The sequence below is a fragment of the Streptomyces sp. RLA012 genome (assembly GCF_056270325.1).
Genome location: NZ_JBWDPA010000002.1, coordinates 9,632,335 through 9,644,814 on the forward strand (window position 1 = coordinate 9,632,335; position 12,480 = coordinate 9,644,814).

A 12,480-nucleotide genomic window follows, 5' to 3' on the forward strand; every position below is an offset into this window, starting at 1 on the left:
CTCGGATCAGCCCCGCGCAGGCCTCCTGGGCTCTGGGCGCGCTCATCCGTACCGGCTCAGTTCGTGGAAGAAGTCGTCGACGACGTGCAACTCTCCGCGCCGGGCCACTTCGTCGTAGACGTACTTGCCGACCGCGAGGTCGAGTACCCCGAGGCCGAAGGGTGAGAACACCACGGGCCGGTCCGTCGGCACCGTCACCCGTCCGGCCAGCACGTCGTCCAGCGTGCCGTGCACGAAGTCCCGGTTGCCCGTGAGCTGCTCGGCCAGATGCGGCGAGGTGTCGGCCTTCAGACAGTGCTCGATGTCGTCGACGATGTTGGTCGAGGCGAGCAGGATCTCCGGCGCGAGGTCGCGCAGCGACACATGCAGCACCAGCGGATGGTGGGCGAACCAGGAGAGGTCGCCGACATGCGGCTGACCGGCGACGGTGGCGAAGATCACCAGGTCGCTGCCTCGGATCAGCTGCTCGGCGTTGTCGTGCACGGTGATCCGGCCGGTGGCGCCGGCCTGCTCCAGGTAGCACCGGAAGCCCGCCGCGCTGTCGGCGGACAGGTCGTGCACACCGATCTCGTCGAACGACCAGCCGGTGCCGGCCAGGAAGGTGTGGATGTAGCGGGCGATCAGGCCCGTACCGAAGAACCCGACCCGTGCCGGGCGCGGCCGGCCGCGGCTGAGCCGGTCGGCGGCCGCCGCTGCCGACGCGGCCGTCCTGGTGGCGCTGATGATCGAGCTTTCCATGCAGACGAACGGGTAGCCGGTGTCGTGGTCGTTGAGGATCAGCACGGCCGAGGCCCGCGGAATGCCCGCTTTCACGTTCTCCGGGAAGCTGGAGATCCATTTCAGACCGTCCACCCGTACCTCCCCGCCGATCGAGGCGGGCAGCGCGATGATCCGCGAGGACGGACGGTCGGGGAAGCGCAGGAAGTACGACGGCGGGTTCACCGAATCACCGGCGCCGTGCACCTGGTAGGTGGCCTCGACCAACTCCACGATCTGCTGCTCGCGTCCGTGCAGGGCGCGCTGGACCTGGGCACCCGAAATCACCGCGAACGGTGGCACGGTGATAGGCGCGGCCATCGCGGACTCCGTTGCGGTGGAACCGATGGTGGTCATCGTGAGGTCACCTCGACGGTCGGTGAGCAGTCGGCCAGACGCACCTGGTCGGCCAGGGCGACGAGCACTTCGCGCGGTCCCTCGAAGGGCTCCCTGCTGTGCGCGGTGCGAACGTTGTCGACCAGCATCAGATCGCCGGCCTGCCACGGCTCGCGCACGGTGTTGGCCTCGTAGACGCTGTTGAGCAGCTCCACGACGTCCTCACCGATCGGGTCGCCGTTGCCGAAGCGGGTGTTGAACGGCAGTCCGTCGGCGCCGTAGATGTCCAGCAGGTACTCGCGTACCTCGGGGGCCATCGTCCACTCGTTGAGGAACGCGATCTGGTTGAACCAGCAGCGCCGGCCGCTGACCGGGTGACGTACCACGGCGCTGCGGCGCTGGCTGGTGCGCAGTCCGCCGTCGGGACCCCACTCGAACTCGATCGCGTTGGCGCGGCAGTAGCGCTCGATGGCGGCGTGGTCCTCGGTGCCGAACGCCTCGGCGAGGGACGCCCCGATCTCGTCGTTGTAGCTGCGGGTGAGCAGCCAGCCCTCCCGCTCGAACCGCTGGGTCAGCTCGGCGGGCAGTGCGTCGAGCACGGTCGGTGAGTCGGACACCGCGGTCGCTCCGCCGTCGGTGGGCGCGCTGAGACAGGCGAACATCATCAGGCCGGGGAACTCAAGCGTGTAGCTCAGTTCGTGGTGCATGCACATCGGCTGGTTCGGCGGCCACTTCGTCGAGGAGTACACCCCGTCGGAGTAGGTCTCGCGGGGCGCGAAGACCTCTTTCTCGGTCATCAGACCGGCGGCCAGCCTGGAGAAGACGGCGCCGGTCTCGGCCGCGTCGCGCAGCCCGAGGCCGCGGACCAGGACGCAGCCGTGCTCGGCGACGACCGCGCGCAGCGCGTCCCGGTGCTCGGCCGCCCAGTTCGGCGCATGGCCGGCGGCCTCGACCCGTAGGAGCGGAGGCCTGCCGGGTTTCCGTTCCACGTCGACCAGCGACGCCGTGGAGGTGGAGGACATCTCGTTTTCCTTTCCGTCGCCACTCAGGAGGAGGCGAACAGTTCGGCGGCGCGCAGCACGGCCTGTGCCGCGTCGGCCGGACGGGTGCGGGGGAAGTGGTGGCCGCCGTCGCCGAGCTCGTGCAGGTCGACCTGTTCGGCCAGGAGCTGCCAGTCGCGATGGCGGCGGGGGTAGTGCGCCGTGCTCGGGTCGTCGGCGGCGACGACCACAGTGACCGGCACGGACAGTTTCGGCGCCGGCGGACTGTCCAGCGCGTCGGCGAAATAGCGGTGTGCGGACACGCAGTCGTGCCGGTAGGCGGCACCGACGTGCTCGGCGTGCCGCGCGCCCAGTTCACCGAGCTCGGGGTAGCCGCCGTCCGCGCTCAGCCTCGCGGCGATCTCGGCGTCGCCGAGTGCGGTCAGTTCGCCGATGGCGGCGCGCCGGTCGGCGGCGTCGCCGAGCAGCTGTGCGCCGAGGAACACCCGCTGGACGTCGACCCCGCGCTCCCGCAGCCTTCTGGCCGACTCCACGGCCAACGCGGTGCCCGCGGAGTGGCCCCAGAGCAGGACCCTGGTCAGGCCACGTCGGATGATCTCGGCGACGACCTGCTCGACCACCTGTGCCATCGGTGCGAACGGCTCGCTCTCGGCGGTGACGTCGTGACCGGGCAGTTCGACGGCGTACACCGCGGGACCGCCGTCCGGCAGTGCCCTGGCCATCGGCTGGAAGTTCACCGCGTTGCCGCCGGCGTACGGGAAGCACACCAGGGCGGCGGCCTGCCCACCGTCCGATTCCGACAGTGGCTGCAACAGCCCGGATTCCGGCAGCGACCGAAGCGGTCCGGATCCCGGCGGTGACTGGAGGGGCCCGGATCCCGGCGGTGACTGGAGCGGCCGGGATGTCGACGATGTCGACGGCGACTGGAGCGGCCGGGATTGCGACACTGGCTCAAGCGGCCCGGAACGCGGCTCGGACCGGCCGTCGACCAGACCGGCCAGATCGGCGAGGACCGGGTGACGGGTGACGTCCTTGAGGGACACCGCTCGGTCCAGGGCGACCGCCAGTTTCACCGCCGACAGCGAGGTGCCGCCCCGGTCGAAGAAGTGGTCCCGCCGTCCGATCCGGTGCTGCGGGATGCCGAGCACCTTCGCCCAGGCGGCCGCCAGCCACTGTTCGGTCGGTGTGTTCGGCGCGTGGTAGTCGTCCTGGACGACGTCGAGCTCTCCGGCGAGGGCCCGCAGGGTCTTCCTGTCGATCTTGCTGTTGGCCGTCAGCGGCAGACTCTCCCGCCAGTGGAAGGCCGACGGGACCATGTACTCGGGCAGTGACTCGCCGAGCCGGTCCGGCAGGACCTCGGCTTCCAGCGGCTGTGGACCGGAGTAGAACGCCACCAGGTGCTTGCTCTGGTCGGCCCGCTCGGCCACCACCACCGCACCGTCGCGCACACCGGGCACCCGCAGCAGGGTGTTCTCGATCTCACCGATCTCGATCCGGAAGCCACGGATCTTCACCTGGGTGTCCCGGCGGCCGAGGAACTCCAGCTTGCCGCCGGGCTGCCAGCGGCCGTAGTCGCCGCCCCGGTACAGCCGGGCGTCCGCGCGGTGCGGGTCGGCCAGGTAGGACTGTCGGGTGCGCTCGGGGTCGTTGATGTATCCGCGGCCGACGCAGACGCCGGAGAAGACGATCAGACCGGGGGCGCCCAGCGGCACCGGGGTCAGGTGCTCGTCGACGACGTAGACGTGCACGTTGTTGACCGCGGTCCCCAGCAGGATCCGGCCTCCGGCGGGCGCGCGGTCCATGATCTCGTGGTTGGTGTCGTCCGAGGTCTCGGTCAGCCCGTAGGCGTTGACCAGCTTGATCCCGGGCTGGGCGGCGAACCAGCGCTGTGCGAGCTCCTTCTTCAGCGCCTCGCCGGTGACCGACACGTACCGCAGGTCCGGCAGCTCGCGGGGGTGCCGCGTCAGGCAGGACACCACGACGTCCAGGTAGGAGGGGACGACCTGGAGGACGGCGACCCGGCCGTCGACGATCCTGTCGAGGAACCGCTGGACGTCCAGGATCTCTTCCTGCTCCACCAGCAGGGTCCGCCCGCCGACCAGGAGCGCGGACACCAGTTGCCACAGGGAGATGTCGAAGCACTGGGGCGCGGTCTGGGCGACCACCTGTCCCTCTCCGATCTCCAGGTCGTCGATCTTGGCGTGGACGTGGTTGAGCATGCCCGCGTGCTCGCACATCGCGCCCTTGGGCTCCCCGGTGGAGCCGGAGGTGAAGTAGATGTAGGCGAGCTGGTCGGGCTTGACAACGATGCCCAGATCACCGTCCGCGTGATCCTCCTCGTAGGCGTTGTCGACGAGGACCGTGCGGATTCCGGGCAGGGAGTCGAGGGCGTGGTCGAGGGTGGTGGTGCTGCCGGGTTCGGTCAGTACGAGGGCGCACTCGGCACGGGAGAGCGTGGTGGCGATGCGCCCGGCGGGGAAGTGCGGCTCGATGGGCAGGTAGGCGCCCCCGGCCTTGAAGACCGCCAGGACCGCGGCCAGCCAGTCCAGGTTGCGCTCGGTCACCACCGCGACCACGCCTTCCGGGTGCAGCCCCCGCGCCAGCAGAGCGCGTGCCAGACGGTTGGCCCGGGAGTTGAGCTCGCGGTAGGTCCACCGCCGTTCACCGTGTACGGCCGCGACGGTGTCCGGGTGGGCCCGCACCCGCTGTTCGAACAGTTCGTGCAGCCGGTGGTCCGGCAGCTTCCGGCGCGGTCCGGCGAGTCCGTCGAGCTGGAAGCGGAGTTCCTCGGGGGAGAGCAGGCTCTGCCGCGCGTGCTCGGCGTCCGGCTCGGCGGCCATCAGCGCGAGCGCGGTGACGTGATAGCCGGCGATGCGGTCGGCGCAGTCCGCGTCGAGCGCGTCCGTCCGGTACCGCAGCCGCAGCACGAGCCGGTCGTCCTGCCGGGCGAACCCCACCCACAACACGGTGTCCTCGGCCAGGTCACCGCCGACACCACCCGGGTCGAACACTGCTTCGAAAGCGGGTTCGGTCAGGCCCAGCTCGCGCCTGAGACCATCGACCGGAAAGTCCTGGTGCGACAGCAGTTCCGACTCGGCTCGGCGGGTGTTCAGCAGCAGCGCCCGCCATGAATCGGGTTCGGTCGTCAGCCGGCAGGGCAACGGCCGTCCGCCCTCGGCGGCGACATAGCCCGACACGATCTCGCGCTCACCGGACAGCGCGGCGAGCACCTTGGCGTGCGCGGCCAGCAGCACCGAGCTGAGCGGTACCGCCAGCTCCTCCGCCAGCCGGCGCAAAGGTCCCGCGACGTCTGCCGGGACGCTCGTCCCGTGCTCGGCGACGCCCGTCACCGGATGGTGTGTCCACCGCGGGATCGCGGTGAATCCACCGGCTACGAGCTCGCCGCGCCAGAACTCCCGGTCGGCTTCCACGTGCACTCCCATCGAATCGTCCCGTCCACTCACGGTCGCCACGGCGCTGTGGGCAGCCGGTCGGGGCGGCGCCACAGCCGTCGTTTTTCCTTTGGCGGTTCTGCGGGCCGGTCGTGTCGGTCGGCCGGTTGTGCGTGCTGACCGACACGCTCCCGCTGTGCCACCCGTGCCGACGCGGCCGGCTGATAGGGGGCGTCTCGCGTCTCCGTGGCGGGGTTTCCGCCCCAGCGAGCGCGCTCCGGGACTTCCTCGCCCTTCATCAGGAAGGAGTCGGAGGCGAGCACGGCGCCGTCGCCCATCGTCACGCCGTAGTGCACATGGGCGCCGACACCGAGGGTGCAGCCGTCGCCGATCGTGCTGCGGTCGGACTTGAAGGTGCCGTCCTCCTGCGAATGGCACTGGATCTTGCTTCCCGCATTGAGCGTGCAGTCGCTGCCGATGGTGGTGAGCGTCCGCTCCGTCAAATAGCAGCCGTCGTCGAAAACCCTGCTGCCGAGCCGGACTCCCAGCATTCGCCAGATCATGTTCTTGAAGGGAGTTCCGTTGAAAACATTGAGGTAGGTGTCCGGCACTTTCCAGAGGCGCTCGTGCCACCAGAAGTACGGGTCGTAGATGGAACACAACTTCGGTTCCAGCGTGCGGAATGCGGCGATGCAGCGCTCCACCAGTGCGAAGTAGAAAGGAGTGAAGGCAAGGCTGAAGACCAGGAACACGGCGATCAGGACATGGCCGTAGGAATCGTAGAGATCGACGTCCGAGAGGCCGACCACCGTGAGGACGAAGAAGTAGAACCACCGTACGAGTAGGAAGAGGGCCATCGAGCGGAGGTTGTAGCGGTTCTTCGCGGCGAGGCTGTGGCGGAACTCCTCGCCGTCCCGGAGATGGTCGAACCGGGAGTCGCGCTCGACCGACCGGGGAATCTCGAAGCACGGTGAGCCGAGCAGGCCCACCCCCTCGCGCACCACGCCGTCGAGCGGAATCATCACCTTCGTCGCGAGCAGGCAGTTCTCGCCCGTCCTGGACTCGGAGGGATAGGCGATGTTGTTCCCGATGAAGTTGTGCGGCCCGATCGAGGCGCGGGACACCCGGAAAGACGTACTGGAGAATTCGGCGTTCACGATGGAGAGTCCGTCGGCGACCATCGTTCCGCTGCCGACGGTGACCAGATACGGGGTCTCGTGCTGCACTTCCGTGCCGAAGTTCGACCCGGTCTGCTCGACCCGGGACAAGTCGTATCCGAGGCCGCGCAAGTAGTAGACGATGTAGGAGCTGTCACCGAACAGCCATTTGAAGAACTTCAAGTTGGTCATGCGCCCGATCGCGCGGTGCGCCGAGTAGTGAAAGCCGTACAGCGGGTAGACCTTGTCCGGCTTGATGGCCCGGCTCAGCAGGCGCGGAACGGTGAACAGGACGGCCAGGCCCACGACGACGAAGCCGAAGAACAGCACGAAGGACAGGGCCAGCGCGTCGACGTAGAGAGACGATGAGGTGTACCCCACCGAGCCCGGGCCCAGCCGGTTGTGCAGCGCCGGAAGCAGGTTGATCAGCATGTACGCGCCCCCGACCGTCAGCGGCACGTAGACGAAGAACAGCTGAAGCACGGTGATGAAGCCGAAGGCGGCCCGGCGCAGGCTGCCGCACTTGGCCGGCTCGATCCTCAGATAGTCGTGCTCCGTGGGCTGCGCCGGGGACCCGTGCCAGTGCCGGCCGTCCGGGACCGCCTGGCCGCTGTACAGCGTCGACGTGTGACCGAGTTGCGCTCCGTCGCCCATCGACGTGTCGATGTCGAGCACGGTCTTCTCACCGATGAACACATCCCGGCCGAGGGTGACCCGGCCGGTCTGGATACGGCCGGCGTGCGCCTGGTAGCAGAGGAAGAACGAGTCCTTGCGGATCACCGATCCGGCGCCGACCGTGAGCAGGTCGGGGCAGGCCGGGAGGCTGCGGGAGAGGATGGTGACCCCCTTGCCGATCCGTGCGCCCAGGGCTCGCAGATACAGCACGTACAGGGGATTGCCGACGAAGAAGATCATGGGGTTGGCGTGGATCAGCACTTTGACGGTCCAGAAGCGCAGATACGTCATTCCCCAGATCGGGAACTCACGCGGTTTCCACCGGCCGACGAGAAGCCATTTGGCCACGATCGGGAAGGTGCACAGACAGACGAAGCCGGCGGCACCGAAGACCAACGAGCGCAGATAGATGCCAATCAGGTCCGAGCCGGCGGAGACCCAAGCGTAGCCTCGGTCGGTGACAAGTCCGACGACGGAGGAATAACCCAGGAAAAGCAGGAACTGCAGCGTCCCGCAGACGGCGTACCGCGCCGTGCTCGCCTTGGTCACCGCCTCGGCCGGCACCGGAACCGACGGCTCGGTGGCGGTGGGCGCGCTGTCCGCGAGCCCCGTCGCCAGGCTTCGGATCGTCGGGTACCGGTAGATGTCCTTTATCGACGCCGAGGGAAGGTCGGTCCGCTTCCTGACCCGTGCGCAGAATTGGGCCATCACCAACGAATTGGCGCCGAGGTCGTCGAAGAAGTGACTGTCGAGCGACACTCGTTCGACGTTGATGACATCGGCCAGCACCTCGGCGAGATTTCTCTCGATGCCGGTATTCGGGCCGGTGCACCTGCTTTTGTCGATCGCGGATTCACCCGTGCCCGGCGTCAACACTTCGACGGATTTGTCCTCCATGCGAGCTCCTCGAGGAACTTTCGCGCGTCGCCCGTAATCACGGTCGGCGCCCTGCACTCGCGCTTTTTGATGGCCGGAGCGAGTAATCCGGAAGTCAAGGGGTGGAGTTCTGTTGTTCGGTCGCAAAGCCGTTGCCTCAGTCTTAGCCGATCATCGGGGGGCTGCCACTCGAACTCGATCGCCGTGGGGCGGGAGTGGCTCTCGACGGCGCCAGGGGGCCGCGCCGCCGGTGGGCCGCGTAAAGATCCCGCCCTACTGCATACGAGTGGCGTGCGCCGTATCCCGGCGGGGGTGGGCCCCGTCACTGTCGGGGAGGGGTTGTCGGGTGTCCCGACGGCGGCTTCGCCGCGGCCGGTGTGTCCACCACGTCCACGTCGCTCGCCCGGACGTAGGCGATCCGGTGGCCGAACTGGATCTCGTAGTACTCCTCCCGGCCCTTCACCACCATGTTCGGTGTGTCGACGAAGGACGACCTGTCGATGTAGGTACCGACGGGGTGGGCCTGCGTCACGTACCGCTGGCCCGCGAGGAGGCTGTACGGGAGCGGCGACTCGGTCTGCTCCTCCACTCCCTCGGGGTAGGCGTCCTCCTCAGGGAGGGCGCGCCCGAACACCGGGATCTCGTCCAAGCCGTCCTTCGGAGTCACCATCCGGCCGGTCGCACCGACGGCCGTCGGGTGTTTCTTCGGGTTCTTGAACCACCCCTTCTTGCCCAGGTACCAGATCGCCGTCCAGTCGCCGCTGCGTCCGGCGACCGCGTAGGTCTGTCCGGCGGAGGCCCGCGACCCCAGGTCGTTGACGTCCTCCGTGGAGTCGTCGCCGTTCGGGCGCCGGCCAGGGTCCTGGATCAGCGGGGCCTTGTCGTCCGGCCTGGTGTGGAGACGTACGGCGCTGGAGCCGTGCGGCGCACACGGCACACCGCTCTTGGTGCACCCCGTGAACAGCGGCTTGTGGGTGGCGAAGTCCGGCAGCACGGTGACCATGTCGCTGTCCGGTCCGGCCGTGGCCCGCAGGGGCGCGCCGAGGAGGTCGAAGTAGTGCCGCCAGTCCCAGAAGGGGCCGGGGTCGTCGTGCATGGCGGGGACGGTCGAGGCGGTCGGGGGCGCCACGTTGTCATGCCCGAAGATGTGCTGCCGGTCGAGCGGGATGTCGTACTTCTTCGCCAGGTAACGCACCAGGCGGGCCGAGGCCTGGTACATCTGCTCCGTGTACCAGGCGTTGGGCTGTCTGAGGAATCCCTCGTGCTCGATGCCGATGGAGCGGGCGTTCACGAACTGGTTCCCGGAGTGCCAGGCCACGTCCTTGGTCCTGACGTGCTGGGTGACATGGCCGTCCTTGGAGCGGATCGAGTAGTGCCAGGACGCCTCCGTCGGATCCTGCACGGTCTGGCGCATGGACGGCAGATCCGCCTCGGTGTCGTGGATGACGATGTACTCGATCTTCTGGTCCCTGGGCCGGTCGGCCAGGTCGTGGTTGCCGTAGTCGCCCTCGTCGTCGATCTCGACGTACGGCGCGCCGAGCCAGTCGCAGGACAGCTCCGCAGGGCACTCGACCTCCTTCGGCCGCCGTGCGCCCTGCGGGCCGGCGGAGTGCGGGCGCACGCCCGGGCTGGCGGGGAGGGTGATGTGCTGCCCCGCGTCGGTGGTGCGCTGCGCGCCCTTGCGGATCACCGCGAAGACGTCGTTCGCGTACGTCGCCGCCGCCGTGGTGTCGGCCGTGCCCGGGAAGCGCGCCACCGCCTCCCACCAGTCCGCCGGGTCGGTGCTGAGCGGCTTGCCGAGCTGCCGTTGGGTCTCCGCCAGCAGGGCCGCGCCGCCGCGCACATTGGCGGCGGCGTCCGTCCGCAGTCGCCCCGCCGGGGCCCCGATCAGGCGGGCGGCCCGGCGCAGGTCCGCCGGCTTGGCGGAGCGGCTGCCCGAGGAGGTCGCCTCGGGCGAGGCCGACGGCCCCGCCGCCCCCTCGGACGGCTGGGCACTCCCGCGGTGCGATGCCGCCGGGTCCGGGCTCGTGGTCCGGGCCAGGTGGGCGTCCACCAAATGCATCGGCCCGTACCCGCCGACGACGCTCGGGGCGCCCGGCCGGGAGTCCCATCGCGACTGCAGGTAGGCCACACCCAGGAGCACACTCCGCGGCACGTGGTACTCGTCCGCGGCCTCCGTGAAGGCGTTCTGCAGGCGCCGGTCGCCGGTCCCGCCGGAGCAGGCCGCCGGGCCGACCAGCAGCGGCACCAGGAGCGCGGCCGAGGTGGTCACGCGGACGGTGCGGCGGCGCCTGCGTACGGCGCTGGGGACACGCAGGGCGGAACGTTTCGTCATCGCAAGGGTCTCCAACCGTGATCGTCGCAATCAGGACAAAGGAGTTGCCCTCTGCATCACCCCTCGTACGTTTCCGTGCCCGACACGCGACGTCGCGCCAAGCGTCACCGGTGTGGCCCAGCAGCCCGGCAGAGGCCACCCGGTCGGCGGCAGAACGTCCGCTCCGGCGGGGCCTCGAAGAGGGGCCCCGAACCGCACGATGCGGTGGGGCTCCGGTGGGGTGACCGCTCAGTCCTGGACCGGGTCCACCTGCCAGTCGGGGTGCCCCGGCATGGGCGGGGTGTGGAGCCCGTACAGCCACGGGGTCAGGAACGGCTTCAGGTCCTCGCCTGCGACCTCGGAGGCGAGCGCGACGAAGTCCCGGGTGCCGGCGGCCCGGCCCCGGTACTTGGTCACCCAGGACCGCTCGATCCGGGAGAAGGTCCCCTCGCCGACCTTCTCCCGGAGGGCGTAGAGCACCAGCGCCGAGCCGTCGTAGCGCATCTGCCTGAACAGCGTCGGCTCGGTGGGTTCGGCGGGTGCCCCGTCGTCGTGACGCCACTGGTCGTGCTGCTCGTACGCCGCCCGCATCGCGTCCTCGATGCCGGCGCCGCCGTGCGCGTCCGAGTAGAGGCGCTCGTAGAAGCGGGCGTGCCCCTCGCTCAGCCACAGGTCGGACCACCGCCGGAGGGCCACACTGTCGCCGGTCCAGTGGTGGGTCAGCTCGTGCACGAGGTCACGCTCGGCGTCGACCCGGTCACCCTGCAGGTCGCCCCTCGGTACGAGCGACAGCGACTGGGTCTCCAGCGCCACCGGCAGATCGGTGTCGCCCACCAGCACGCCGTAGCGCCGAAAGGGGTACGGGCCGAGCCGTCGTTCCAGCCAGGTCAGGTGTTCGGGGGTGAGCGAGCGGTACGCCTCGGTGTCGGTGACCAGGCCGTCCGGGACCACGTCCCGGACGGGCAGCCCGTGCGGACCGGTGCTTTCGACGAACGTGAACTTCCCGATCGCCATCTGGACGAGCTGCGCCGCGACCGGCTGCTCGGAGTCGTACGTCCAGCGGACCCGTCCGTCGGGGCGGCGGTCGCGCCCTACGAGCCGGCCGTTGGCCACCGCGCCGAGGCCCGGTGGAGTGGTGATGTGGAAGGTGATGGGTGCCCGCAGGCTCGGGTGGTCGTTCGCCGGGAAGATCATCCTGGCGCCGTTGGGCTGCGGATAGACCACGGTGCCGTCGGGCGTGGGCACCCAGCCGTACTCGTCGATCGCGTCGCCGCGGTGCCGTCGCCGGGTCGGGTCGGCGGTGTAGGCAACCCGCACGGTGAACGTGCCGCCCCGGGGGATCGGCCGGGCGGGAGTGACGACGAGCTCGTCCCCGTCGCGTACGGCCGTCGCCGGTACGCCGTCCACGGTGACCGTGTGCAGCGTGTTGCCCGCGAAGTCGAGGTCGAAGCGGGACAGGGCCTGTGTGGCGGTGGCGCTGATGGTGGTCCCGGCGTCGAAGGGTGTCCCGGGGGCCCGCCAGTCGAAGTCGAGCGTGTAGCGGCGGACCGTGTAGCCGCCGTTGCCGTCGAGCGGCAGCAGCGGGTCGCCGATGCCCCTGGCGCCGGGGGACGGGGCCACGCCGGACGAGGCGGCGGAGGGGCCGGTGGCGAGGGTGCCGGGGTGGGCGGGGGAGCGGTGGTCCCCGTGGGGGAAGGTGCCGACGAGGACAGCGGCACCGGTGATCCCGACGGCACCGGAGAGGGCGAGGGCGAGAGCCGTACGACGACCGGTTCGGAGGCCACGGAGGGCACGGACGCCACGGACGCCGCGGCGGGGGTGCCCCCGCCGGTCCGGTTGGCACCGGTCGGCGTCGGAGGACGTACGGGTCGGCTCCATGGCCGCACTATGGCAGCACGAGATCATAAAAATGGTTTATTTCATCGCGTAATCCTCCATATGGGTTATGCGGGTTATATGGGAATGCCGGGAGA

At 69.6% G+C, this 12,480-nt stretch carries 6 protein-coding genes; all 6 read right to left on the minus strand.

Going from position 1 to position 12,480, the window contains the following annotated elements; all coding sequences use genetic code 11:
- Positions 1-42 precede the first annotated feature (42 nt).
- The 6 genes from sbnB to RV986_RS43775 all read right to left on the minus strand — a co-directional run bounded on the left by sbnB (position 43) and on the right by RV986_RS43775 (position 12,385).
- Positions 43-1,113 (minus strand): 2,3-diaminopropionate biosynthesis protein SbnB, encoded by a 1,071-nt coding sequence (sbnB, locus tag RV986_RS43750; RefSeq protein ID WP_475922690.1) that lies wholly within the window; start codon positions 1,111-1,113, stop codon positions 43-45.
- Entirely contained in the window at positions 1,110-2,114 is a 1,005-nt protein-coding gene (locus tag RV986_RS43755) for a TauD/TfdA family dioxygenase (RefSeq protein WP_475922691.1), read from the minus strand. The genes sbnB and RV986_RS43755 overlap by 4 nt, the downstream gene beginning before the upstream one ends.
- A gap of 23 nt (positions 2,115-2,137) precedes the next feature.
- On the minus strand, positions 2,138-5,536 hold the full coding sequence (locus RV986_RS43760) for a non-ribosomal peptide synthetase (RefSeq protein WP_475922692.1): 3,399 nt from the start codon (positions 5,534-5,536) through the stop codon (positions 2,138-2,140).
- Between the two features lie 17 nt (positions 5,537-5,553).
- Entirely contained in the window at positions 5,554-8,214 is a 2,661-nt protein-coding gene (locus RV986_RS43765) for a Pls/PosA family non-ribosomal peptide synthetase (RefSeq protein WP_475922693.1), read from the minus strand.
- 301 nt (positions 8,215-8,515) lie between these two features.
- Entirely contained in the window at positions 8,516-10,528 is a 2,013-nt protein-coding gene (locus RV986_RS43770; RefSeq protein WP_475922694.1) for an N-acetylmuramoyl-L-alanine amidase, read from the minus strand.
- A 228-nt stretch (positions 10,529-10,756) separates the two neighbouring features.
- Positions 10,757-12,385 carry a M1 family metallopeptidase gene (locus tag RV986_RS43775; RefSeq protein ID WP_475922695.1) on the minus strand — a complete coding sequence of 543 codons (1,629 nt, stop codon included), beginning with the start codon at positions 12,383-12,385 and terminating at the stop codon, positions 10,757-10,759.
- Positions 12,386-12,480: the final 95 nt, after the last annotated feature.